This window comes from Rhizobium sp. TRM96647 (assembly GCF_025780115.1).
Taxonomy (GTDB): domain Bacteria; phylum Pseudomonadota; class Alphaproteobacteria; order Rhizobiales; family Rhizobiaceae; genus Mycoplana.
The window spans coordinates 15,986-40,573 of sequence record NZ_JAOXHF010000001.1; the positions used below are offsets into that span (position 1 = coordinate 15,986).

Here is a 24,588-nt window from a genome sequence, read left to right on the forward strand (position 1 = left end):
CCTCAGTTCGTCTCGTCGGGAAGAACGGGCAATGGCGCGATTTCCACGCCTTCCTCGATCAGTTCGCGCGCCTCCTGCGCCGTCGCCTTGCCGATCAGCCCGCGCTGCTCGGCCTCGCCATAGTGGATCTTGCGCGCTTCTTCGGGGAACCGCTCGCCGACGTCCTCGGCATTGGCGCGGATCGCGGTGACCAGCTCGCGCAGCTTGCCCACCATCTCCTGGTTGTGCGCCGTCATCACGGCATGCCGCCGCTCCTCCTTCTTGCGGGCGGTCGAGACGGACGGCGCCATCAGGCGCTTCGTCACCCGCGGCGAGCCGCAGGTCGGACAGCTGACGAGCGAGCGCTCCCGCTGCCGGTCGAAGTCTTCCGACGAGCCGAACCAGCCCTCGAATTCATGGGCGTTGTCACAGACGATGTCGTAGCGGATCACGCGGCAACGCCTCCCTTCGTCGGAAGGGCAACCTCTTCCACGGAAAACGGGCGGCCGTTCTTCAGGTTCGGGATCCGGTCGCGGGCGGCCTTGACTGCCGCCACATCGATGTCGGAGACAATCACCGCCTCGCCGCTGCCGCCGGCCGCCGCCAGGACGCGGCCCCAGGGATCGACGATGATCGAATGGCCAAACGTCTCGCGCCCGTCCTGGTGGAGGCCGGCCTGGGCGGCTGCGACGATATAGACCCCGTTCTCGATGGCCCGCGCGCGCAGCAACGTTTCCCAGTGCGCCTCGCCGGTCTGGCGCGTGAAAGCCGCCGGCACGGAGATGATCTCGGCGCCGGCCTGGGCCTCGGCCTTGAAGAGCTCGGGGAAGCGCACGTCGTAGCAGATCGCAAAGCCGAGCTTGCCGAACGGCAGTTGCGCCACCTTCGCGACGTTGCCGGGCGTGTAGGCCGCGCTCTCGCGCCAGCGTTCGCCGTTGTCCAGGTCGACGTCGAACATGTGGATCTTGTCGTAGCTGCAGACGCGCCCGCCACCGGGGGCAAACAGGAAACCGCGATTGGCGATCTTGCCGTCTTCCCGCGCGATTGCCGTCGAGCCGACATGCACGAACACGTCGAGTTCGGCGGCAAGGCCTGCGGCCGTGCGGATGATGAGGTCGTCCGCCTCGCCCCTGAGCACGGCCTTTAGACCGTTCCGGTCGCGCTGCACTGCGCCCGTCATTTCCGGGGTCTGGATATAGGTCGCGCCGTCGCATGCGGCCTGACGAACCAGCCGCGCCATCGCCTCGGCATTGGCCTCGGGGTCTGTTCCGGAGCACATCTGGACGGCGGCAATTCTCACGGACATCGGCCTTGCTCCTCAGGCAGCCAGCAGCGGATCGAGCTTTCCGGCGCGCTCCAGCGCGTGCAGGTCGTCGCAGCCACCGACATGCTTCCCGTCGATGAAGATCTGCGGGAAGGTGTTGCGGCCGTTGGCCCGCTTGATCATCTCCTGGCGGAGATCGGGCGCATAGGTCGCATCGAATTCGTTGAAGGCGACGCCCTTGGTCTCCAGGAGCTTCTTGGCGGCGGCGCAATAGCCGCAGAACTGCCGCGTGTAGATGTCGATCGAGGCCATGCTATGCAATCTCCATAGGCACTGAACTGGTTTTCACCTTTTCATATATGGTCCGCAAGGGCCCTTGCAAAGGTCAGCACGCAGACATCCGCCGCACCGCCGCGCTTGAGCGCCCGGGCGGCGGCAGCGACCGTGGCACCGGTCGTGTAGACGTCGTCGACGAGAAGCACGCGCTTGCCGAAAAGCTCTGCCCGCCCCTCGCCTGCCAGGGAAAAGGCGCCCTTCACGTTGTCCCGGCGCGCATTCGCGCCGAGCCCTATCTGCTGCCGTGTCCGCCGCGTGCGCCTGAGCGCGCCGAGGACGAGCGGTTTTCCGGTCTGCCGGGCGATCGCCCGCGCCAGCTCCGACGCCTGGTTGAACTTGCGAGCGAGCAGCCTGTAGCGATGGAGCGGCACGGGCACGATCGCGTCGCAATCGGCCAGGAGGCCGTCGCCCGCCCTGACCATCCAGCCGGCCATCATCGGCGCCAGATCCGTGCGGTCGCGGTATTTGAGGTTGTGCACCAGCGTGCGGGCGAGGCCGTCATGCACCACCGCGGAGCGCAGGCGGGAAAAGGGCGGTGGGTTGGCGATCGCATCCGCGCTCAGGATGCCGCTGCCGAGATCATGCGAAAAGGGAACGCCGAGCACCTCGCAATAGGGTCGCTCGATGAAGCGCAGCGACGACCAGCAGCAGGCGCAGAGGCCGGCGTGCCGCCCGAGCAGCACCTGGCATCCCGGACAGCACGGCGGATAGACGAACGCGAGCGCTGCCGCAGCCGCACCGCGCCCCCCTTGCAGCACGGCGTCACGAAACCTGGCGAGGCCCAATTGCGTCATGCGGTTGACATTCCCATCTCCATGACGCCATTGCACGGCGGGTCCGCCCTGTAGAAAAGCGTACCGAACGACGGGAAGTGTTCCTTGGAAGCGATCTTCGATCAAGCCCTGGTTGAAAAGAACAGGCTGCGCGCAATCGGCGCGTCGCCGGAGCCGGTCGATTTCCTCCTGAAGGTCGCCGCCGAAGAACTGTCCGAACGGCTCGCCGTCGTCGAGCGGCAGTTCGACGAGGCAGTCGAGATCCACGGCTATTCCGGCCTGGTCGCCAGAGCGCTCGAGCGCACCGGCAAGGTCGGACGGATGACGCGGATCGAGACCGATCCCCGCTTTGCCGCGCCCGGCGCCACCGTCCTCGCCGCACCGCTGGAGCAATTGCCGCTGGCGCCGGCCTCGATCAATCTCGCCGTATCGCCGCTGTCGCTGCACCTGACTAACGATACGCCGGGCGTCTTCGTGCAGGTCCGCCGCGCGCTCAGGCCGGACGGGCTGTTCCTTGCCGCCATCCCCGGCAGCGACACGCTGCAGGAACTGCGCGAGGTGCTTCTCCAGACGGAGGTCGAGATGACGGGCGGGGCCAGCCCGCGCGTCATTCCCTTCGCCGACATCCGCGACATCGGCGCGCTGCTCCAGCGCGCCGGCTTCGCCCTGCCGGTCACCGACAAGGAGACCTACACCGTCCGCTACGATTCGATCTTTCCGCTGATGAAGGACCTGCGCGCGATGGGGATGTCCAACCCGCTCTCCGCCCGCAGCCGCAAGCCGCTGACGCGCGCCTTCTTCCTGCGTGCAGCCGAGCTCTATGCCGAACGCTACTCCGATCCCGACGGGCGGATCCGCGCGACCTTCTCTATCATCTATCTGTCGGGCTGGGCGCCGCACGAGAGCCAGCAGAAGCCGTTGAAGCCGGGCTCGGCGAAGGTGCGGCTTGCGGATGCGCTGAAGGCAAAGACGACGGGCTGACGCCCGCCACCCTCCACGGCGCATCGGTTGCGCGAGAGTGGCTGTGGCTCACGGAGCCTCGAGGCTGTCTCCGACGATCGTGAAGGTGTTGTTCAGTTCGCCGGTAAACGCCCTGAGACCGCCGACGACGGCGACTGATATCATCACGGCGATGAGGCCGTATTCGACAGCGGTGGCGCCGCTACGGTCCAGCAGGAAAGCTCTGAGCAGACGCATGACAACCTCGCTTCAATCTCTTGCCGGATCCGGGGCGACCGTGGCTTCGGGCGCGACCTCAGCAGCCATTCGTACCCTCGCCGACGATGCAGACGGCGCCGGGCATTTCCTGAAGGACACTCCGGCGAACGGTGTAGCGTTTGCCTTCGCCGCGCATGGGCACCGAGCCCGTCGACATCATGTCGAATTCGCCTGGCGTCTGGGCCATGATGCGCGTGTTCGTCCTGGATGACAGGACCGGCGCCAGCACCAGCGCAAGCGCGATCGCAGCCGTGCCGAACAGAAGCGCAAGGTTGAGGACGCCGATCCGACCATTGCCGGATACCGTCGTCAGTTCCTTGTCCTGAACTGCTTGCCAGAATTCGTCGTCCCGCATTTTCGCAATCTCTCGATGGGCGTCTTTGTCGCCGCCTGCCTCTTCCGCAGGACAGCCGCTCACGATGCCGAGGCGTCCACGCGCCCAGGAGGCAGCGCCGGAGCACGACGGCAGGGCCTTATCCTGAACGAGGGAGATAAACGATCGATTAATGAATGGCCCGATACGGGAAAGATGGGCCGCTTTTCACAGCAGATCCATCAGGTAGGGGATCAGCGGCTCGTCCGCCGGCGGCATCGGATAGTCCCGAAGCATCTTCGGCTTGACCCACTTCAACGCCTGCCCCTCGCGGCCATGTGCGGTCCCCTCGAACCGGCGGCAGACATAGAGCGGCATCAGCAGGTGGAAATCCTCATAGGTGTGGCTGGCAAAGGTCAGCGGCGCCAGGCAGGCGACCTTGGTGGAGATGCCGAGTTCCTCGTCCAACTCGCGGATCAGCGTCTCCTCGGGCGTCTCGCCCGGCTCGACCTTTCCGCCCGGAAACTCCCACAGTCCGGCGAGCGACTTGCCCTCCGGGCGCTGCGCCAGGAGCACGCGCCCGTCGGCGTCGACCAGCGCGCACGCGGCGACGAGCAGGATCCTGCGGGGGGCGTTCCCAGTCATGGCGTCACCGGTCCGCGGTAGACGTAGCGATAGACCTCGCGGAAACCCGCCTTGCGGTAGAGATGCGCCGCACCCTCGTTCTCGATTTCGGCCTGCACCCAGGCGCGCCTGGCGCCGCGAAGCCTCGCCCAGCGCATGGCGGAGTTCAGGATCGAGGTGGCGATGCCGCGACCGCGCATGTCCGGCGCCACGGCAAGCTGCAGGATGCCGGCAAGATCGTTGTCGTGCACGGCGAGTGCAACGGCGGTGGGCCCGAAATCCGGCTTCTCGAAGATGAACAGCCCCGCTTCCGGGCTGATGGCGTTGACGATTTCCGTCAGCCCGGGCTTCAACCCGGGATCGTCACCGGAGACGCGGATGCGCGCATCGACGAAACGGCCGACGTCGCGGCTCGGCACATGCTCCACGCCGTCGGCACTTTCCGGAGCCACCGGCTCCGCCAGGTCGACGAGCATCACCGCCGTCTCCCCGGCATACGACCAGCCCGCCTCGTCCATCATCTCGACAAGCGACGGCGGGGTCAGCGGTGTCTGCCGTATCAGCAGCGGCCGGCCATAGTCGGAAAAGCGCTTGGCCGCCTTCTCGACGCGGACGGAGAGGTCCCGCACGTCGGAGGGATCGAGCGGATTGACCGAATTCAGCCGTTTGGAGGGATGGCCGGCATTCAGGCGGATCAGCCAGCTGCCGTCATACTGGGTCGACGCCGCCGGCCAGGCGCGGAAGCCGACGGCTTCCAGCCGACGGACGCTTGCCAGGTCAGCCATGGCGTTTTGCTCCCTGAAAGTGCGGATGACGGGGTCGGTCACGACAGACTTGGTCCCGGACATCAGCTGCGATAGTCGCCATTGATCTCGACATACGCCTTGGTGAGGTCGCACGTCCACACGGTCGCCTTGCCGGACCCGAGCCCGATATCGACGCGAATGACGATATCCTCTTCCTTCATCACAGCGGAGGCGGCCTCTTCCGAGTAACCCGGATCGCGCTCGCCGTTGACGGCGACGCGGACGTCGCCGAACCAGATTGCCAGGCGGTCGCGGTCTGCCATTTCGCCGGACTTGCCGACGGCCATCACCACGCGGCCCCAGTTGGCGTCCTCGCCGGCGACGGCAGTCTTCACCAAAGGCGAATTGGCGATCGACAGCGCGATCTTCTTGGCGGCGGCGTCGCTCTCGGCACCCTCGACGGTGATCGCCACCATCTTGCGCGCGCCCTCGCCGTCGCGAACGACCTGCAGCGCCAGATCCTTCAGGAGATCGTCTAGCGCCGCCCGGAAGGCTGTGAGCGCGGGGTCGGCCGGGCCCGAAACCGGCTTCTGGCCATTCGCGGCCGCCGCACCGGTGGCAAACAACAGCAGCGTGTCGGACGTGGACGTGTCGCTGTCGACGGTCACGGCATTGAAGGTCGGCTCGACGCCTTCGGAAAGGAGCGTCTGCAGGGTGGCGGCCGGAATGTCGGCGTCGGTGACGACGAAGGAGAGCATCGTCGCCATGTCCGGCGCGATCATGCCCGCACCCTTGGCCATGCCGTTGATCCGCACCTCGACATCGCCGATGCGGGCCGTCCGCGTCGCGACCTTGGGATAGGTGTCCGTGGTCATGATCGCCTTGGCCGCCTCGAACCAGAAGTCCTCGCGGGCCGAAGCCGCAAGCCCGTCGAGCACGCCGGAAAACTTGGTGGCATCCAGCGGTTCGCCGATGACGCCGGTGGAGGCGAGGAACACCTCGCCTTCGCTGCAGCCGGCGGCCTTGGCAGCGGCCGCCGCCGTCATCGCCGTCGATTCACGGCCCTTGCGGCCGGTGAACGCATTCGCATTGCCCGAGTTGACAACCACGGCCCGGGCCTTGCCGCCGGCAAGGTTGTCCCGGCAGAAATCGACGGGCGCAGAGGGGCACTTCGACCGCGTGAACACGCCTGCGACCGTCGCCTGCGCGTCGAAGACCATCATCAGCACGTCGGTTCGGTCCTTGTACTTGATGCCGGCGGCAGCGGTCGCCATGCGCACGCCGCGCACCGGCGGCATGTCGGCAAAGGACTTCGGGGCAAGCGGAGAGACGGGACCGGACATGGCGTTTCCTGCAAATGCGAGACGGCCCGCCACGAGGGCGGGCCCGGATCAAGGCTTACTGCTGCGCCGGCTGTTCGGGAGCGGCGGGCTGCCCGGGGGCCGCCGGCTGGTCGGGCGAAACCTGCTGGGGATTGTTGATCTGGTCATAGGCGGTCTTCAGCGCCGGATCCTCGATCTCGACGGTGGCCGCACCCTTGGCGGCTTCCAGCAGGGCGACGTACTTGTCGCGCATGATCAGCTGGCGCACCTGCGGCTCGACCTGTTCCAGCGGCGGCGGCGCCTGCGTGCGCTTGTCCTCCACGAGGATCACGTGATAGCCGAACTGGCTCTTCACCGGCTCCTTGGTGTAGGCGCCCTTCTCCAGCGCGAAGGCTGCCGTCTCGAATTCCGGAACCATGCGGCCCTTGGTGAAGTAGCCGAGGTCGCCGCCTTCGGATGCGGCGTCGGTCGACTTCTCCTTGGCGAGTTCGGCAAAGTCCTTGCCGCCGTCGAGCGCGGCGATCACGTCCTTCGCCTCCTGCTCGGTCTTCACCAGGATGTGGCGGGCCTTGACCTCTTCCTGCGGCTCGATCGCGGCGATTTCCGTCTCGTAGCGCGCCTTGACCTCTTCCGGCGTGATCGCATCGACCACATGCTTCTTGAAGTAGGCGTTGTGCAGCTCGCGCTCGGTCAGGAACGCGACGCGCTGCTTGAAGGTCGTGTCATTCTCCAGCCCTTCCTTGCTGGCATCGGCCGCGAGCAGCTTGACGTCGATGATGGCGGAAAGGGCGGCGACCGTCTTCTGCTCCGGCGGCAGGTTTGCAAGTTGCGGATCGAGGCCTGCGATGGCGAGGTCGATCTCGGACTGGCGGACTTCCGCGCCGCCGACCTTGGCCACGACCGGATCGGAGGCGTCCTGAGCGAAGGCGGCACCGTGGGCAGCCGCAATCGCGATGAGCGCCACCGCGGCGAGCTTGCTGTACTTGAACATTCTCATAAACCTTTCACAGTCGGCCAACTTCGATGCGAAACCGGCTCTCCCCCGGTTGAACAGCACTGGAATGTGGCCGTTGTGTAACCGATTGCGCCGTTGACATCATTCGACCCCCCTCTTATCTGTCACGCAATCCCGCGTCCAGAACGTTTCCGGGCGTTTCACGGCTTTGCACGCATCATCGTTGGCGCCCCGAAACGCCTGCGACAGAGAAGAAAGGACCATCCTGATGGTCAGCCTCGGCGGTCTCGCCCGCAAACTGTTCGGCTCGTCAAACGAGCGCCGCGTCCGCTCCTACAAGGACAGGGTCGCCGCCATCAATGCCCTCGAAGCCGAGACAAAGGCGCTTTCCGACGAACAACTGGCCGCAAAGACGGCGGAGTTCCGTAAGGAGCTTGCCGAAGGAAAGACGCTGGACGACCTGCTCGTACCCGCCTTTGCCGTTGCACGCGAGGCCGCGGTCCGCGCGCTCGGGCTTCGCCCCTTCGACGTCCAGCTGATCGGCGGCATGATCCTGCACGAGAAGTCGATCTCCGAAATGAAGACCGGCGAAGGCAAGACGCTGGTGGCCACCCTGCCAGTCTATCTCAACGCCCTTGCCGGCAAAGGCGTCCACGTCGTCACCGTCAACGACTACCTGGCCACGCGCGATGCGGGCATGATGAGCAAGATCTACGGCTTCCTCGGCCTGTCGACCGGCGTCATCGTCCACGGACTCGACGACGACCAGCGCCGCGAGGCCTATGCCTGCGACATCACCTACGCCACCAACAACGAGCTCGGTTTCGACTATCTGCGCGACAACATGAAGTACGACCGCGGCCAGATGGTCCAGCGCGGCCACTTCTACGCGATCGTCGACGAAGTCGACTCCATCCTCGTCGACGAGGCGCGCACGCCGCTGATCATTTCCGGCCCCCTCGACGACCGTTCCGATCTCTACATCACCATCGACGCCTTCATCCCGATGCTGTCGGAGGAGGACTACGAGATCGACGAGAAGCAGCGTTCGGCGAACTTCTCCGAAGTCGGCACCGAGAAGCTGGAGAACCTGCTGCGCGAGGCAGGCCTGCTGAAGGGCGAATCGCTCTACGACGTCGAGAACGTCGCGATCGTCCATCACATCAACAACGCGCTGAAGGCCCACAAGCTCTTCACCCGCGACAAGGATTACATCGTCCGCAACGGCGAGATCGTCATCATCGACGAGTTCACCGGCCGCATGATGCCCGGCCGCCGCTATTCGGAAGGCCAGCACCAGGCGCTGGAAGCCAAGGAAAAGGTGCAGATCCAGCCCGAGAACCAGACGCTCGCCTCGATCACCTTCCAGAACTACTTCCGCATGTACGAAAAGCTCGGCGGCATGACCGGCACGGCGGCGACGGAAGCCGAGGAATTCGGCAACATCTACGGCCTCGAGGTCGTCGAGGTCCCGACCAACCTGCCGATCCAGCGCAAGGACGAGGACGACGAGGTCTACCGAACCGTCGAGGAGAAGTACAAGGCGATCATCGAGGAAATCAAGGACGCGCAGAGGCGCGGCCAGCCGATCCTGGTCGGCACGACCTCGATCGAGAAGTCGGAATATCTCGCCGAGCGCCTGAAGATGACCGGCGTCAAGGACTTCCAGGTTCTCAACGCCCGCTACCACGAGCAGGAAGCCTACATCGTCAGCCAGGCCGGCGTGCCCGGCGCCGTCACCATCGCCACCAACATGGCCGGCCGCGGCACCGACATCCAGCTCGGCGGCAACCTCGAAATGCGGCTGGAGCGCGAGCTCGCCGACATGGAGGCCGGCCCCGAGCGCGAGGCCCGGAAGCAGGCGATCACCGAGGAAGTGAAGCAGCTCAAGGAAAAGGCGCTCGCCGCCGGCGGCCTCTTCGTCCTTGCCACGGAACGCCATGAAAGCCGGCGCATCGACAACCAGCTGCGCGGCCGTTCCGGCCGCCAGGGCGACCCCGGACGCTCCAAGTTCTACCTGTCGCTTCAGGACGATCTGATGCGCATCTTCGGCTCCGACCGCATGGACGGCATGCTGCAGAAGCTGGGCCTCAAGGAAGGCGAGGCGATCGTCCATCCCTGGATCAACAAGGCACTGGAGCGGGCGCAGAAGAAGGTCGAGGCGCGCAACTTCGACATCCGCAAGAACCTCCTGAAGTACGACGACGTGCTGAACGACCAGCGCAAGGTCATCTTCGAGCAGCGGCTCGAGCTGATGGATGCCGAGAGCATCACCGAGATCGTCGAGGACATGCGCCACGAGGTGATCGAGAACCTCGTCAAGCTGCACATCCCCGAAAACGCCTATGCCGAGCAGTGGGACGTCGCCGGCCTGAAGAACGGCGTCGGCCAGTACCTCAATCTCGACCTGCCGGTCGAACAGTGGGCGGCCGAGGAAGGGATCGACGAGGCCGATATCCTCGAGCGCGTCCGGACCGCCGCCGACCAGGCCGCTGCCGAGCGCACCGAGCGCTTCGGCCCTCAGATCATGGCCTATGTCGAGAAGTCCGTGGTGCTGCAGACCATCGACCATCTCTGGCGCGAGCATATCGTCAATCTCGACCACCTGCGTTCCGTCATCGGGTTCCGCGGCTATGCCCAGCGCGACCCGCTGCAGGAATACAAGGGCGAGGCCTTCGAGCTGTTCCAGGCGCTTCTGGCGAACCTGCGCCAGACGGTCACCGCGCAACTGATGCGCGTCGAGCTCGTCCGCGAGGCGGCCGAGGCTCCGGCCCCCGCCTTGCCCGTCATGGAAGGCCATCACATCGACGGCACCACCGGCGAGGACGATTTCGGCGAAGGCGGTTTCATGGCCGTCGGCGTCAACCCGGAGGACCGCGACCCGCAGGACCCCGCCACCTGGGGCAAGGTCGCCCGCAACGAACCTTGCCCCTGCGGCTCGGGCAAGAAATACAAGCATTGCCACGGCGTCTTCGAGCAGGCCTGATCCTGGTCGGCCGACATGAGCGTTGAGCGATGCCGCCTTCGGGCGGCATCGTCGTTTCCGGGGCGGACGAGAGATCCCCTGCGACCGAAGCCCGGCGCGCCCGTACCCGCCGCTCCTGGCAAACCCCGCCCACGCTTTGTTAACCCTGATCTGGCAAGACTGCCGCGTGCGTATTGCGTGATTGTCCGGGTAGCTGTGTTCATGGCGGTGATTCAGTCGGCAGAAAAACTGCTGCCAAACGGTCTACGCCGCAAGGTGGCCCCGTTGACGCGCCGTCTCGGCGAGATTCTTGCCGGCGACGGCCCGCACAATCTCGCCCAGCGCATGGCGCTGATCGCCTTCGCCATCCGCGTCGCCAGCGCTGCGATCGCGTTCGTCTCCCAGATCATCATGGCCCGCATGATGGGCGAATTCGAATACGGCATCTTCGTCTTCGTCTGGGTGCTGGTCGTCATCTTCGGCAATCTCTCCTGCCTCGGCTTCCATTCCACCGTCGTGCGCTTCCTGCCGCAATACAGCGCCCACGGCGCCCATGCCGAGATTCGTGGCCTGACGGCTGCGGCCCACACGTTCTCGATCCTATCCTCCAGCCTGCTGGCACTGGCCGGCCTGCTTGGCCTGTGGCTGTTCTCCGCACATCTGGAGAGCTACTACGTGGTGCCCGTCTATCTCGGCATCTTCTGCCTGCCGATGATCGCGCTGGGCGATGTGCTGGAGGGCACGGCGCGTGCGCACAGCTGGGCCGTCGTGGCGCTGAGCCCGACCTACCTCGTCCGTCCGCTGCTCATCCTCGTCTTCCTCGTCGCGGCCGTTCGTCTCGGCGCGCCGCATACGGCGGTCACCGCCATGGCCGCGGCCCTGGCCGCCACCTACCTCACCTCGGTCGTGCAGTTCTTCAATGTCAGCCAAAGGCTTCGCCGCGCCTATCTGGACGGGCCGCGCCGCCTCGAATTCGGCCTCTGGATCCGGGTGGCCCTGCCGATCTTCCTGATCGAGGGCTTCGGCTTCCTGCTGACCAATTCCGACGTCATCGTGGTCGGGCTGGTCCTCGATCCGGAGAGCGTCGCGATCTACTACGCCGCCGCCAAGACCATGGCGCTCGTCCACTTCGTCCTCTTTTCCGTCAAGGCAGCCGCAGCACCGCGCTTTTCCGCCCTCTACGGGCAGGGCGACCGCACCGGGCTGGCGCATTTTGCCGGCGAGACCGTCCGCTGGAGCTTCTGGCCGTCGCTGGCCGTCGGCCTCGCCGTGCTGCTCGTGGGCGATTTCCTGCTGTCCCTGTTCGGCCCGGCCTTTACCGCCGGCTATGGCGTCATGGTGATCCTGCTAGCCGGCATCCTCGCCAAGGCCGCCGTCGGCCCCGGCGAGGTGCTCTTGACCATGGCCGGCCAGCAGAAGCTGTGCATGTGGCTCTATGCGGTTGCGCTCGCCGCCAACATCGGCCTCAACATCGCCCTCATCCCGCCCTTCGGCATCGACGGCGCCGCCGTCGCGACGGCTGGCGCCATGGCGCTCGAGGCAGCCCTGCTCTTCGCCGCCGTCCGCCGCATGCTGGGCATCACCATTTTCGCGTTCGCCGCGCCGATCAGCGCCGCGACACGCCACGACAAGGCAGACTGACATGACCTTCATCAACGGATCCGGCAGCGAGGGCGTTGGGGCACCACAGGGCGCATCCCATCTGGCCGCGCCGCAGGCGCCGCCAGCCGAGCACCGCATCGCCGTCGGCCGGCCCGGGCGGTCGCTTTCGCTCTATCCGGCGATGGCCGGCTACGAGTTGCAGCAGGAACTCGACTACCTCGCCAACCGGGCGCTGGAACCGAACGTCTTCTTCACCGGCCGCTTCCTCGCGCCCGCCATGCCCCGGCTCGAGGATCGCACCGTCCGCCTCTCCCTGATCCGGGACGAGGACGAGCGGCGCAGCCGCATCCGCTTCCTGATGCCCTTCTCGGTCGAACGGCCCGGCTTCTCCATGGGCACGGCCATCATCCGCGGCTGGTCGAACCCGTTCGGACCGCTGGGCACGCCGCTCGTCGATACCGAGGACGCGGCCGAGACCATCGACAACCTCCTCGAGGCGCTGGCGCGACCCGGAAACGGCCTGCCGCCGGTCCTGGTCCTGCCCGACCTGCGGCTGAACGGCGCTTTCGCGGCGCTGGCCCGCGCCGTCGCCATCGGCCGCAATCTGCCGCTGACGATCGCAAACACCTATGTGCGGCCCATGCTCGAAAGCCTGCAGGACGGGCCGACCTACCTGAAGCAGGCGATCTCGGCACAGCACTTCCGCGAACTGCAGCGCCAGTGGCGCAAGCTCGAGGAGACGGGCGAACTCTCCTACCACGTTGCCCGACAGCCGTCGGAAATCCGCCTTAGGATGGAGCAGTTCCTGCTGCTGGAGGCGGCCGGCTGGAAGGGACGCGGCCGCACGGCGATGATCAACGACCGCTATCGTGCCGCCTTTGCCCGGGAGGCGATCACCAACCTCGCCGAGACCGACAGCGTGCGCATCCATACGCTCGACCTCGACGGCAAGGCGATCGCCTCGATGATCGTCTTCCTCGCCGGCGGCGAGGCCTATACGTGGAAAACGGCCTATGACGAGGCCTTCGCCCGCTTCTCGCCCGGCAAGCTGCTGGTGGCGCAGTTGACGGAATGGCATCTCGACGATGCCAATATCGTCCGCTCCGACAGTTGCGCCGTGCCGGACCATCCGGTGATGAGCCGGTTCTGGGAGGAGCGCGAGGAGATGGGAACGCTCGTCATCGGTCTGCAGCAGAACGGCGACCGCGACGTCCGCCAGGTCGCCACGCAATTGCACCTCTACCGTAACACCCGAAACGTGGCCCGCATGCTGCGTGACAAGATCCGCGCGCTCGCCAAGCGCTGAGGCGCGCAGCAGGTCTCAAACACCGCAGGCGCCGGCGGTGGCCGCCGCCTGCGTCTCCGCCACGGCACGCTCGCGCAGGAAGCGGCGGATGACCTTGCCGGACGTCGTCAGCGGCAAGCTGTCCACGAAGGCCACCTCCCGCGGATATTCGTGCATCGACAGCCGCATTTTGACCCAGGCGCCGATCTCGGCCGCAAGCGCCTCGCTCGCCGAAAACCCCTGCCGCAGCATCACATAGGCCTTGACGATCTCGGTGCGCACCGGATCCGGCTTGCCGACGACCGCGGCGAGTTGCACGGCCGGATGACCGGCCAGGCAATCCTCCACCTCGCTCGGACCGATGCGGTATCCGGACGAGGTGATGACGTCGTCGTCCCGGCCGATGAAGGTGATATAGCCCTCCGCGTCCATCCGCCCGAGATCGCCGGTCGTCATCCAGTCGCCGACGAACTTCTTCTCCGTCGCCGCCTCGTTGTTCCAGTAGCCGAGGAACATCACCGGATCCGGACGGCGAACGGCGATCTGACCGGCGCTGCCCGGCGGCAGCGTGCACCCCTCGGCATCGATGATGGCGACGGTGTGGCCGGGCACGGCCTTGCCGATCGGCCCGGGACGCGACACCCCGAGACTGCCGATCGAGCCGATGACGATGTTGCATTCCGTCTGGCCGTAGAATTCGTTGATCGTGATGCCGAGCGTCCGGCGCACCCAATCCCAGGTTTCCCGCCCGAGCGATTCGCCCGCGGTGCCGATGGTCCGCAGGTTAAGCCGGTAGCGCTTCAGCGGCTCCTCCACGCTCTTCATCAGCCGCAGTGCAGTCGGCGGGATGAAGGCGTTGCGAACGTTCATCTCCGCCATGATCCGATAGGCCATGTGCGGATCGAATTTCTGCCCCGGCGAGGAGACGACGGGTACGCCCAGCAGAAGCGCCGGCAAAAGCGCGTTGAGCAGGCCGCCGGCCCAGGCCCAGTCCGCCGGCGTCCAGATCCGGTCGCCGGGCTGCGGCAGGAACTCGTGGTGCATCTGGAAGCCGGGCACGTGGCCGAGAAGTACGCGGTGCCCGTGCAGCGCCCCCTTCGGCGGCCCGGTGGTGCCGGAGGTGTAGATCATCAGCGCCGGATCGTCCGGGCTGCTGTCGACCGGCGTAAACGCCCCGCCCGCAGCCTCAAGGGCCTCGAAAGAAACAGTGCCCTCCCCGGCCTCGCCATCGATCAGGACCACCAATGAGAGCTCCTCGAGCCGGTCCCGGATGCCGGCGAGCCGTTCGCGGCCGAAGGCATTGGTGACGATCGCCCTGACGCCGCCATCCCGCAGCCGGAACTCCAGCGCCTCCGCGCCGAACAGAAGCGCCAGCGGCAGCGCGATCGCGCCGAGCTTGTAGAGCGCAACATGGGCGATCACCGTCTCGAAGCCCTGCGGCAGAAGGATCGCGACCCGATCCCCCCGGCGCACACCGCTTGCCGCAAGTCCGGCGGCGAAGGCGGACGAGCGTCCGGCAAGCGCGCCGTAGGTCAGGCTCTGATGATGGCCGTCGGGACAGAAATGCTGGAGACAGACGCGATCAGGCTCGCGCGCGGCCCACAGGTCGGCGACCGCAGTGCCGATGTTGAACCGCTCGGGGATCTCCCAGCGGAAGTCGCTGTAGAGCGCCTCATATGTCGTGCGTTCTGCAAGCATGGTGCAACGCAGCCTCCTCGCTGCATTGCACTAGCATTTCGCAAGGACCTGCCGCAATGCTCCCGCTACGATGAAGGCCGGGCTCAACCGGCGGCGAGCCTGGATTTCACTGCGCGCACGCCCGCCACCGAATGGGCGATATCGATCGCGCGGGCGATCTCCTCCGCCGAGCCGACGCGCCCGGTCAGGTAGACCACGCCGTTTTCGCAGGTCACGGCAATATCGGAAGGGTCGACCGTGCCGGCAGCAGCGAGCGCGTCCGCCACAGCCGTTTCCAGCACGGCTGGGTGCGGACCGTCGAAATGCTCGGGGATTTCACCGTGAAACGTCCCTTCCTTGAAGACCATTTCCCCCTCCTGAGGTTCTCAGCCATGGGCCGCCGGCCAATCGATATGCAATGGTGATTTTTCCTGTAATCCTGCATAGTCAAGGATCCATCACTCGCTTTTGTTGACATCCCATGGACGATCGCGACCTGCACGACATCAACCTCTGGCTATCGCAGGAGGGTTATCGCGGCACCGACGAGGCGGACCTCATCACCGGCTTCTGCGAACGCTGCAACGTCAGGGGCCTTCCGATCGACCGCGTCCTTGCGATCATCGATACCCTGCATCCGGACTTCGAGGGCCGGGCGTTCCATTGGGAGAGCACCGGTCCCGTGCCTGACGCCGTCCGCGAATACGAGGCGAGCACCGAGGGCAGCGCGCTCGAATCCTGGCGCGCCTCGGTCTTCTATCACCTGATGACGGGGGACATCGACGAGATCCACCGCCCCTTCCTGCGCGGGGCACCGACGGACTTCTCGAACATGCGCGAGCTGCGGGAGGCCGGGCACACCGACTATATCGCCATGATCCACCGCTTCACCGAGAACGGCCGTGTGGGCGAGATGGACGCCTTGTTCTCGAGTTGGACGACCCGCGATCCGCAAGGGTTCAGCGAGAGCGCCCTTCGCGCTCTGCGCTATCTGGTGCCCACGCTGGCGCTCGCGATCAAAAGCGTGTCGTCGATCAGGATCATCGGCACGCTCGCCGACGTCTATCTCGGCCGCGACGCGGGACGGAAGGTGGTGAGCGGGCAGATCAGCCGCGGGGCGGTCGAGAAGATCGACGCCGTGATCTGGTTCTCCGACCTGCACAACTACACCAGCATCTCCGACCGCACCGAGCCCGAACAGATCATCCCCTTCCTGAACGACTATGCCGGGCTCGTCATCGACGCGATCCACGACCACGGCGGCAGCGTGCTGAAGCTGATCGGCGACGGCGTGCTCGCGATCTTCCGCTCCGGCGACCGCCATGCGGACTGCGTGGCGGCACTCGATGCCGAACGCACCGTGCACAGGAACCTCGGCGAGCTCAATGCCCGGCGCATGGCCGCCGCCATGCCCGCGACCGAGGTCTATCTCGGCCTCCATGTCGGCGAGGTGCTCTACGGCAACATCGGCAGCCAGACGCGCCTGGATTTCACCGTGGTCGGCCCGGCGGTCAATCAGGTGAGCCGCATCTCGCAGCTCTGCACCTCGGTCGACAGGGACGTCCTGATGTCGCGCGAATTCGTGGAGGCGTGCCCGGACGACCGCATCGCCGAGATGGTGTCGCTCGGCCGCTACGCGCTGCGCGGCGTCGGCCGCGCAACCGAACTCTTCACGATCGACCCGGAGAGGCGATAGCCGCGCTGTGGCTCAAGCGGCCTCGCGACGAAGCGCCTGCGCCATGCAATGGATGCCGCCGCCCGTCTTGGAGATTTCCGCCGTGTCGACGGCCGCGACCTCGAAGCCCCGCGCCTTGAGCTGCTCGATCAGCACCTTGCTCGAGGTCGGCGCGATGATCTTGGCATTGCCGAGCGACATGAAGTTGCAGCCGAGCGCCATCGTGTCGGGGAACGGCACGTTGACGATGTCGTGGCCCTTGTCCTTCAGCCAGGTGACGATCGCCGGATCGGTGCAGTCGAGGCAGACGGCCGTCAGCTTCTCGGCGATCGGCACGACCATCAGGTCGATATGCACGTAGTATTCGTCGATGAAGGCGAGACGCGTCTCCCAGCCCTCCTTGTCGAACCAGTCCTTGACCTGGCGGGCCCCGTCCTCGTTGGTGCGCGCCCCGCCGCAGCCGATCAGCACCACCCCGTCCTCGATGACGTTGAAATCGCCGCCTTCGAAGGTGCCGGCCGTCACCATGTCGTAGATGGGCACGCCGAGCTTCTCATAGGTGCGGATCGCCGCATAATTCTCGCCGCGCCGCCAGGGCTGGGACATCGCGGTGATGATCGCACCATAGGGTGTCATGACAGAGGAATCGCGCGAATAGACCTGCATCGGCAGTTCCGGCGTCGGCTCGTGCCAGTGGATGCGGACGCCGAAATGCTCGTAGGCTGAAACGAGTTCCTTGTGCTGCGCCTGCGCCACCTGGATGTTGCAGGGGTTCTCACGCAGGTGCTTGCGCGACAGCGACGATGTCGCCATGTGCCTAAGATAGGCCGGCGAGCCGAGCAGCACGTCGGTCAGCCTGTCGATCTCGTTGCGGAAGCCCCAGTTCTTCAGGCGTTCCGTACCACCCTTGAGATTGCGCCGCTGAAGGGAAAAGGGTTCGTTGAACAGTGCCGTCATCGTCGTTTTCTCCAGGCGTTCATAGGGAAGGGATCCACCAGTCGCGGCCGCGCGGCGTGGTGACATATTCGGGCCAGCGGAAACCGGTCGGCGGGTCGTAGTCGCAAAGCGGCGCGATCCACCTGCTGCCGCCGACCCCGCCGCCGGTGCGCTCCCGGAACTCGTCCATCGCCGCCTTTCGCGCCGCCTTGTCCTCCAGCAGCCGCAGGGCGGAACTCGCGAGGATCTTGGCGGCGGTCGTCACCATCGGGTCGATCGTCGCCGGAATGCCGCCCAGCGCATTCATCACCCAGGCCGGATAGCGATATCCGGCGGGCGCCCTCAGCGCCGGACGGGCGACATAGAAGCGGGCGAGCGGCGCATGCCAGGACATGTCGGTATAGTCGTCCGACGTCGAATTGCGCTGCGACGGCGGCAGGTCGCGGCGCAGGATCGCCTCCGCCTCCTGCGGCGCGATCAACTGCTCCAGCTCATCGATGAACGGTCGATCCATCGGTTCGAGACCGCAATTTTTCTGGATCGCGCGCGCCACGCTGCGGGCCTCCTCGCCGAAGCCCGGCGCGCCCACGTCCTGCATCGCCTCCCAGACGAGGCCGGCCATCGCATGGTTGGCGAGACCGGCGCGCGACTTGCAGACCCAGTGCCGTTCGAAGCGGCAGCCGGTCATGTCGGCAGCGGCCTGCGCATTTCTGTCGAGCACCGCCGTCACCTGCTCAGCCATGGCGACGGTCGGCACGCGCATCATGTACTGGATCTCGGCGAGGCCGGCTGGAAGATTGTCCGCCGTCGCCTGCCCCGCCGTCAGGATCGCCTCGCTGATCGACCAGCCTCCCTGATGCGGCAGCATGGAATCGCGCAGGGCCTTGGACGACTGGTACATCGTCATCAGCGCATCGTTCGCACCCGGCGCCCGTACGGCCGAATGCGACTGCGGGATCGGCGCGCCGTCATGCGCCTCGCGCAGCCACGCTTCCGGCTCGTCGCAGACGAAGCGGTAGATCATCGAATAGGCCGCGCCGCAATGCGTATCCCAGCGCACCGTGTTGCACATCGGCAGCATATAGAACGGATGGAAGGACAGGATCGCATCCAGCCCGTCATAATAGCCCTTCGCCGCGTGGATCGGCTTGGAGCCGCGCACCTTCTCCGCCGGCTCGCCGGTGAAGCGCAGCGTGCCGGCGATGCCGTATCGCTCCATCGCCGCCTTCGTCGCCAACAGCCCGCCGAGGCCGGCGATCCCGAGGCCCGAATGCGGATCTGTGTGACCGCCGGCATGGACCGACAGCCCCTCGCGTGGCTTCCGGCTCGTCGCTGCCGCCTGGCAGTTTCCGGGCACGGCGTCGTATTCGGCATAGAGGCCGATTGAAGGACCCGGCCCGTTCGACCAGGTGGCGGCAAAGGCCGTCGGCATGCCGGCGGACCCCTCCTCGACGGAGAAGCCATGGGCGCGAAGCGTGCGCACGTACCACTCGGCCGAGCGATATTCGCGCCATGCGGTCTCGCCGAAATCGAAGATCGTCGCGGTCCAGCCCGAGAGCTCGCCACGCATGGCATCCAGATGATCGAGCGCGTGGGACTGGGCGGCAGAGCGGGGCATGTCGTTCTCCTTGCACCGGCCACTACAACGCACTTCGAAATTCCGAAAAAGTGAAATATCTTCCAACGATCGACAAATTCCGTTCACCTTTGCTCACGAATTGAACGGCGAGATGGAGCCGGCGGCATGAGACATCTTCCCTCGACGCAATCCCTGCGGGCGCTCGACAGCTTCGCCCGCCACGGCTCCGTCTGGAAGGCCGCCGACGAGCTCAACCTGACCCGCAGCGCCGTCAGCCACCAGTTGCGGCTGCTGGAGCGCGACCTCGGCTTCCAGCTCCTGAACCGGGTGGGAACACGGATCGAGCTGACCGAGCAGGGCATGGGCTACGCGCTCGACGTCCGTCGCGCCCTGAACACCATCTCGGGCTCGGCCGCCCGCCACGCCAGCCGGGGCGTGAGCGGCACTATCAACGTCTGCTGCACACCGGGCTTCGCCTCGAGTTGGCTGTGCGCCAGGATCTCCGATTTCCGCGAGGCGCACCCCGACGTCCGGCTGACGATCCAGACCCCGCACCGGCTGGACGACGTCAGCAACCCGGATGTCGACGTCTTCATCGCCTTCGGCACGGGCTACTGGCCCGACATGCAGGTGGAGCTCCTGAAGGAGGTGGACTTTACGCCGCTGTGCAGCCCGGTCCTGTTGAACAAGGTGACGAGCCTCACCGATCCCGCCGACCTGCAGAGAGCCTGCCTGCTGCATCTCGTCGACGACGCCGACTGGGAGAACTGGCTGACGGTCGCCGGCGTCGACCCCGCGCTTTCGCGAAGCGGCATCACCTTCTCCGACATGAACCTCGTCTATTCGGCCGCGATGTCGGCGCAAGGGGTGGCGATGGGCGACGAGTTCATCTGCCGGGGCGCCATGGCCAACGGCATGCTCGTCCGCCCGTTCGACATCAAGATCAAGTCGAACAACGCCTACTATCTCGTCGTCTCCGACGCCAAGGCGGACACGTCCTCGGTCAACGCCTTTGCCGACTGGCTTCGGGAAGAGGTGATGAAAAATGACGCAGGGCCGATGGCCGCATAGCTACCAAACGGGCCTCCCTTTGGTGAATTTCATTTGCCGAGCGGAGTAAAATAATTTGTTTGTGCTCGCCGGGCTTGCTTCGTACTGTCTTCGCCGAACGAGGGACGGCTAATGCAGATCGCGAAGCAGGCGGCTGAACTGACCGCTCAGGGAATTGGCAGGGCCTATGGTGACTTCCACGCCCTCGACGATATCTCCCTGACGATCGGCCGCGGCGAGTTCCTCACCCTTCTTGGGCCGTCCGGTTCCGGCAAGACAACCTTCCTGATGATCCTTGCCGGCTTCGACAGGCCGACATCCGGCACGCTGTTCAAGGACGGCGCCGACATCACCCGCCTTCCGGCGGAAAAGCGCGCCTTCGGCATGGTCTTCCAGGGCTACGCGCTCTTTCCCCACATGTCGGTGGAGAAGAACATCGCCTTTCCCTTGCAGATCCAGGGGCGGCCGGGAGCGGAGATCCAGTCCCGCGTCGACGACATGATCGATCGCGTCGGCCTACGCGGCCACGAGAAGAAGCGGCCCGCCGATCTCTCCGGCGGCCAGCAGCAGCGCGTGGCGCTGGCGCGCGCGCTGGTCTTCGGCCCTTCGGTGCTCCTGCTCGACGAACCCTTCTCGGCGCTCGACAAGAACCTGCGCGGCTCCATGCAGGACGAGGTCCGGCGCCTCCACCAGGAGACGGGAACGACCTTCGTCTTCGTCACCCACGACCAGTCGGAGGCGCTGGCGCTGTCGACCCGGGTCGCGATCTTCAACCAGGGCAAACTGCAGCAGGTGGCAAGCCCTCGCGACATCTACGAGCGCCCCGCCAACCGCTTCGTTGCCGAATTCCTGGGCGACATCAACATCCTGCCGCTGGCCGGCGCCGCCATGAACGGCAACGGCGCGGTGGCCCGCTGCGGCGAGCAGCAGATCCGCATCGCCCGCGCCGCCGGCGCGCCCACCGCCCACCTCGCGATCCGCCCCGAGCACATGGCGCTTTCCGCCGAGCGCCCGGCCGCCGGCAACGCGCTGCCGGTGATGATCGAGACCGTCACCTATCTCGGACCGATGACCCGCTTCGCCGCGCGCGTGGACGCCGGCCCCTCGCTGGTGCTGGAAACGCCGACGCACGCCGCGACGCCGAACCTCGTTCCGGGCAGTCACGCCTGGGTCAGCTGGAAGGAGGAGCAGGGCTACTTCCTCTAGGAGCCTGGCGGGCTCGCTCAGGCGAAATCCGGACGATCGAAATCAAGCATGCCAATCATAACAATATGAGGTGAACAACATGACTGACCGTTTCGAGAAAGATTGCCTTGAAATCCTGGAGAAGAAAGTCGCGCGAGGGGAGATATCGCGCCGCCGCTTCGCTCAGATCGCCGCGTTCCTGATCGTCGGCGCACCGGCCGCGCTGAAGGCCAAGGGCGCCATGGCCGCCGCCGACGAACTCGTCTTCGTCAACTGGGGCGGCGATGCGGGAACGGCCTACGACAAGGCCTACGGCGCGCCCTTTAAGGAGGAGACCGGCATCACTGTCAAGCAGGACGGCTCCGGCCCGACGGAGGGTGCGGTCCAGGCGCAGTTCGAAAGCGGCTCCCCCACCTGGGACATCGTCGACATCGATCCCTTCTCGGCAGAAGCGCTCGGCAAGAAGGGCATGATGGAGCCGATCGACTATGCGATCGTCGACAAGGCCAAGATGCGCCCGGGCTTCGGCTGGGAATATGCCGCCTCCTCCTACTTCTTCTCCTACATCATCGCCTACGACGCCTCGAAGTTTGGCGACAAGGTGCCGACGGGCATGGCCGATTTCTTCGACGTGGAGAAGTTCCCCGGCAAGCGCTCGCTCTACAAGTGGGGTGCGGGCATGTGGGAAGCGGCGCTGCTCGCCGACGGCGTCCCCGCCGACAAGCTCTATCCGCTCGACCTCGACCGCGCCCACAAGAAGATCGCCGACTTCAAGGACAACATAGTCTCCTTCTGGGGCGGCGGCTCGGAAAGCCAGTCGGTGCTCCTGAACGGCGAAGCCTCGATGGCGCTGATCTGGTCCACCCGCGCCAGCCTGATCGAGAAGGATTCCGGCGACACGATCAAATTCGTCTGGGACCAGGGCCTGATTTCGCCGGGCGCCATGGGCGTCATCAAGGGCAATCCGGGCGGCAAGGAAAACGCGATGAAGTTCATCGCTTCCGCGCAGGTTCCCGAAAAGCAGGTGATCATGTTCGACATGCTCGGCCAGGGACCGGCCAATCCGGCGGCCGACGCCCTGCTCAATCCCGAGCAGGCGCGCCTCAACCCGGTGGATCCGGCCAACATGTCCAAGCAGATCCCCCTCGACATGGCCTGGTACGAAACCAACTACGGCCCCGCCCTCGACGCCTATACCAAGGTGATCTCGGCCTGACCCCGTCCGAAGGCCCCCTCATGACCTTCGGCCCCCTTCTCCCCGACGGGGAGAAGGGGTAGTCGCCGCACTCGCCGAACGCCGATTGCAATTGTCGCAGGCCCTATGGGAGCTCGGGGCAGTCCGGCATCACGATCTCCCTCTTCTCCCCCCCCCCCCCCGGGGAGAAGGTGGCCCGCAGGGCCGGATGAGGGGGCTTCACGGCAGAACGTTGACAAGGCGAAAAGGAACAGACAATGCGTGACATCCTGAAGCCAGCCCTGCTCGTCGGTCCGCTCCTGCTCTTCCTCGCGGCGGCCTATGTCGTGCCGTTTCTCGGTGTCGTCAGTTGGAGCTTCACACTGCCCGAACCGGGCCTGCAGAACTACGCGAACGCCCTGACCGACGAACTGATCCTGTCGGTTTTCCTGCGCACCTTCCGCATTTGCCTCTTCGTCACCGTCTTTGCGGTGGTCGCCGCCTATGCGATCGCGCTCGTCTGGGTGCGGGGCACGCCCGGCCAGCGGCTGGCCGCCGAAGTCTGCATCCTCATTCCCTTCTGGATTTCGGTGCTGACGCGCGCCTTCGGCTGGGTGGCGCTGCTCTCCAATCGCGGGCTTATCAACACCTGGCTGACGCAACTCGGGGTGATCTCCGAACCCTTGACGCTGGTGCGCAACGAATTCGGCGTCATCCTCGGCATGACCCATTTCCTCATTCCCTTCGCCGTCTTCCCGATCGCCTCGGCCATGCGCAGTCTCGACGAGCGCGTGCTGCTCGCTGCCCGCGGCATGGGCGCCTCGCGCGGGCGCACCTTCTGGCAGGTGTTCCTGCCGATGACCGCCCCGGGCGTCCTCGGTGCCGCCATCATCGTCTTCGTCTTCTCGCTCGGCTTCTTCATCACGCCGGCGATCCTGGGCGGCGGCCGGTCAGTCATGGCGGCGGAGCTGATCTACCTGCGCATCTTCCAGAGCCCGAACTGGGGACTGGGAGCGGCGATCAGCGTGCTGATGATGGTGGTCGTCGGACTGCTGCTCGGCCTGTTGATGCGCTATGCCCGCCCGAAGAGCATGTTGAGCTGAGCGAGGTCGTCCCATGTACAAGCCCGGCCCCCCCGCCCTCGTCCTCGCAGCCTTCGTGGCGATCTTCCTGCTGCTGCCGCTCTTTGCCGTGGTCCCCGTGTCCTTCACGCCCGCCCGGTTCCTGACCATGCCGAGCGGCAACTGGTCGCTGCGCCACTACCAGGCGCTCGTCGACAACCCGGCCTGGCTGCAGGCCACCCTGCTGTCGGTCCGCATCGCGCTCCTGAGTGCGGCGATCTCGACGGCGCTGGCGCTCGCCTTCAGCCTCGGCCTGTGGATTTACCGCCCCTGGATCGCGAGCCTCCTGATCGGCTTCGTGCTGATGCCGATGGTGGCCCCGCCGGTCGTCTCGGCGATCACGCTCTACTTCTTCCTGACGTCGCTCTCCCGCCTCAACGGCCTGGTCGGCTACGACACAACGCTCGGTGTGGCGCTGGCGCATTCGGTGATGATCGTGCCCTTCGCCGTCGTCCTCATCATGGTGGCGCTGGCCCAGGTGGACCGCCGCATCGACCTCGCCGCCCGCGGCTTCGGCGCCGGCGTCTTCCAGCGCATCTTCCGGGTGATCGTCCCCAACATCCGCTTCGGCCTGCTGACCGCCTTCTTCCTCGCCTTCGTGCTGTCCTGGGAAGAGATCGGCGTGACCCTGTTCATCACCTCGGTCAACGCCGTCACCCTGCCGCGGATGATGTGGATGGGCCTGCGCGACAATATCGACCCGGCGATTGCCGCGATCTCGGTGGTGCTGATCGTCGTCGTGATCGCCGTGATCCTCGGCAAGACTGCGATCACGGCGCTGGCGGCGAAGCGGCAATAGCACCGGGCCG

24 protein-coding genes are annotated in these 24,588 nt (G+C 66.0%); 10 read left to right on the top strand and 14 right to left on the bottom strand.

The annotated features are described in order from the left end of the window. Positions 1–2 precede the first annotated feature (2 nt). From OCK02_RS00070 to OCK02_RS00085, 4 genes are read right to left on the bottom strand one after another with little or no spacing between them, the layout of a single operon-like run. Positions 3–431, bottom strand: a complete 429-nt coding sequence (locus tag OCK02_RS00070; protein ID WP_230805681.1) for a DUF1178 family protein — start codon at positions 429–431, stop codon at positions 3–5. Continuing rightward, on the bottom strand, positions 428–1,285 hold the full coding sequence (locus tag OCK02_RS00075; RefSeq protein WP_263811160.1) for a carbon-nitrogen hydrolase family protein: 858 nt from the start codon (positions 1,283–1,285) through the stop codon (positions 428–430). The genes OCK02_RS00070 and OCK02_RS00075 overlap by 4 nt, the downstream gene beginning before the upstream one ends. Positions 1,286–1,297: 12 nt before the next feature. After that, on the bottom strand, positions 1,298–1,555 hold the full coding sequence (gene grxC, locus OCK02_RS00080; RefSeq protein ID WP_230805686.1) for a glutaredoxin 3: 258 nt from the start codon (positions 1,553–1,555) through the stop codon (positions 1,298–1,300). 41 nt (positions 1,556–1,596) lie between these two features. Further along, positions 1,597–2,373 carry a ComF family protein gene (locus OCK02_RS00085; RefSeq protein WP_263811163.1) on the bottom strand — a complete coding sequence of 259 codons (777 nt, stop codon included), beginning with the start codon at positions 2,371–2,373 and terminating at the stop codon, positions 1,597–1,599. Positions 2,374–2,457: 84 nt separating this feature from the next. Here OCK02_RS00085 and OCK02_RS00090 point away from each other — a divergent pair, with 84 nt between their 5' ends. After that, entirely contained in the window at positions 2,458–3,333 is an 876-nt protein-coding gene (locus OCK02_RS00090) for a class I SAM-dependent methyltransferase (RefSeq protein ID WP_263811165.1), read from the top strand. A 48-nt stretch (positions 3,334–3,381) separates the two neighbouring features. Here the strand turns inward: OCK02_RS00090 and OCK02_RS00095 are convergent, their stop codons facing one another. From OCK02_RS00095 to OCK02_RS00120, 6 genes are all read right to left on the bottom strand, one after another. Then, the gene (locus OCK02_RS00095) at positions 3,382–3,549 is read right to left on the bottom strand and encodes a Flp family type IVb pilin (protein WP_263811167.1); all 168 of its coding nucleotides are present in this window, start codon (positions 3,547–3,549) and stop codon (positions 3,382–3,384) included. Between the two features lie 58 nt (positions 3,550–3,607). Further along, positions 3,608–3,925: a hypothetical protein gene (locus tag OCK02_RS00100; protein WP_230805694.1), complete on the bottom strand. Its 318-nt coding sequence runs from the start codon at positions 3,923–3,925 to the stop codon at positions 3,608–3,610. 186 nt (positions 3,926–4,111) lie between these two features. Next, positions 4,112–4,528, bottom strand: coding sequence for a (deoxy)nucleoside triphosphate pyrophosphohydrolase (locus OCK02_RS00105; RefSeq protein WP_263811169.1), 417 nt, complete (start codon positions 4,526–4,528; stop codon positions 4,112–4,114). Further along, positions 4,525–5,292: a GNAT family N-acetyltransferase gene (locus OCK02_RS00110; RefSeq protein ID WP_263811170.1), complete on the bottom strand. Its 768-nt coding sequence runs from the start codon at positions 5,290–5,292 to the stop codon at positions 4,525–4,527. Before OCK02_RS00110 ends, OCK02_RS00105 begins: the two co-directional genes overlap by 4 nt. A gap of 62 nt (positions 5,293–5,354) precedes the next feature. Beyond that, entirely contained in the window at positions 5,355–6,596 is a 1,242-nt protein-coding gene (argJ, locus tag OCK02_RS00115; protein ID WP_263811171.1) for a bifunctional glutamate N-acetyltransferase/amino-acid acetyltransferase ArgJ, read from the bottom strand. A 55-nt stretch (positions 6,597–6,651) separates the two neighbouring features. Then, positions 6,652–7,566 carry a peptidylprolyl isomerase gene (locus OCK02_RS00120; protein ID WP_230805703.1) on the bottom strand — a complete coding sequence of 305 codons (915 nt, stop codon included), beginning with the start codon at positions 7,564–7,566 and terminating at the stop codon, positions 6,652–6,654. Between the two features lie 232 nt (positions 7,567–7,798). Here OCK02_RS00120 and secA point away from each other — a divergent pair, with 232 nt between their 5' ends. The 3 genes from secA to OCK02_RS00135 all read left to right on the top strand — a co-directional run bounded on the left by secA (position 7,799) and on the right by OCK02_RS00135 (position 13,403). Next, positions 7,799–10,516 carry a preprotein translocase subunit SecA gene (secA, locus tag OCK02_RS00125; RefSeq protein WP_230805705.1) on the top strand — a complete coding sequence of 906 codons (2,718 nt, stop codon included), beginning with the start codon at positions 7,799–7,801 and terminating at the stop codon, positions 10,514–10,516. A gap of 201 nt (positions 10,517–10,717) precedes the next feature. Next, positions 10,718–12,136: a lipopolysaccharide biosynthesis protein gene (locus tag OCK02_RS00130; RefSeq protein ID WP_263811174.1), complete on the top strand. Its 1,419-nt coding sequence runs from the start codon at positions 10,718–10,720 to the stop codon at positions 12,134–12,136. Between the two features lies 1 nt (position 12,137). After that, positions 12,138–13,403, top strand: coding sequence for a GNAT family N-acetyltransferase (locus OCK02_RS00135; protein WP_263811177.1), 1,266 nt, complete (start codon positions 12,138–12,140; stop codon positions 13,401–13,403). A gap of 15 nt (positions 13,404–13,418) precedes the next feature. Here OCK02_RS00135 and OCK02_RS00140 read toward each other — a convergent pair whose 3' ends face one another. Both OCK02_RS00140 and OCK02_RS00145 read right to left on the bottom strand, forming a co-directional pair. Continuing rightward, positions 13,419–15,080, bottom strand: coding sequence for an AMP-binding protein (locus OCK02_RS00140; RefSeq protein ID WP_263811179.1), 1,662 nt, complete (start codon positions 15,078–15,080; stop codon positions 13,419–13,421). Positions 15,081–15,163: 83 nt separating this feature from the next. Continuing rightward, positions 15,164–15,427: a BON domain-containing protein gene (locus OCK02_RS00145; RefSeq protein WP_230805712.1), complete on the bottom strand. Its 264-nt coding sequence runs from the start codon at positions 15,425–15,427 to the stop codon at positions 15,164–15,166. Between the two features lie 113 nt (positions 15,428–15,540). On the opposite strand from OCK02_RS00145, the gene OCK02_RS00150 reads away from it, so the two are divergent. Continuing rightward, positions 15,541–16,755, top strand: coding sequence for an adenylate/guanylate cyclase domain-containing protein (locus OCK02_RS00150; RefSeq protein WP_263811182.1), 1,215 nt, complete (start codon positions 15,541–15,543; stop codon positions 16,753–16,755). 12 nt (positions 16,756–16,767) lie between these two features. Here the strand turns inward: OCK02_RS00150 and OCK02_RS00155 are convergent, their stop codons facing one another. Next, positions 16,768–17,691 carry a dimethylarginine dimethylaminohydrolase family protein gene (locus tag OCK02_RS00155; protein WP_230805716.1) on the bottom strand — a complete coding sequence of 308 codons (924 nt, stop codon included), beginning with the start codon at positions 17,689–17,691 and terminating at the stop codon, positions 16,768–16,770. Between the two features lie 19 nt (positions 17,692–17,710). Then, positions 17,711–19,288, bottom strand: a complete 1,578-nt coding sequence (locus OCK02_RS00160) for an amidohydrolase (protein ID WP_263811183.1) — start codon at positions 19,286–19,288, stop codon at positions 17,711–17,713. A gap of 126 nt (positions 19,289–19,414) precedes the next feature. Between OCK02_RS00160 and OCK02_RS00165 the strand changes: the two genes are divergently transcribed. The 5 genes from OCK02_RS00165 to OCK02_RS00185 all read left to right on the top strand — a co-directional run bounded on the left by OCK02_RS00165 (position 19,415) and on the right by OCK02_RS00185 (position 24,578). Beyond that, a complete protein-coding gene (locus OCK02_RS00165) occupies positions 19,415–20,320 on the top strand; it encodes a LysR substrate-binding domain-containing protein (RefSeq protein ID WP_263811185.1) in 906 nt (301 codons plus the stop codon). 111 nt (positions 20,321–20,431) lie between these two features. After that, entirely contained in the window at positions 20,432–21,505 is a 1,074-nt protein-coding gene (locus OCK02_RS00170; protein WP_263811187.1) for an ABC transporter ATP-binding protein, read from the top strand. A gap of 79 nt (positions 21,506–21,584) precedes the next feature. Next, complete coding sequence (locus OCK02_RS00175) at positions 21,585–22,700, top strand: ABC transporter substrate-binding protein (RefSeq protein ID WP_263811189.1); 1,116 nt, start codon at positions 21,585–21,587, stop codon at positions 22,698–22,700. 236 nt (positions 22,701–22,936) lie between these two features. After that, positions 22,937–23,761, top strand: coding sequence for an ABC transporter permease (locus OCK02_RS00180; RefSeq protein ID WP_263811192.1), 825 nt, complete (start codon positions 22,937–22,939; stop codon positions 23,759–23,761). Positions 23,762–23,774: 13 nt separating this feature from the next. Next, on the top strand, positions 23,775–24,578 hold the full coding sequence (locus OCK02_RS00185; RefSeq protein ID WP_263811194.1) for an ABC transporter permease: 804 nt from the start codon (positions 23,775–23,777) through the stop codon (positions 24,576–24,578). The last annotated feature ends 10 nt before the right edge of the window (positions 24,579–24,588 follow it).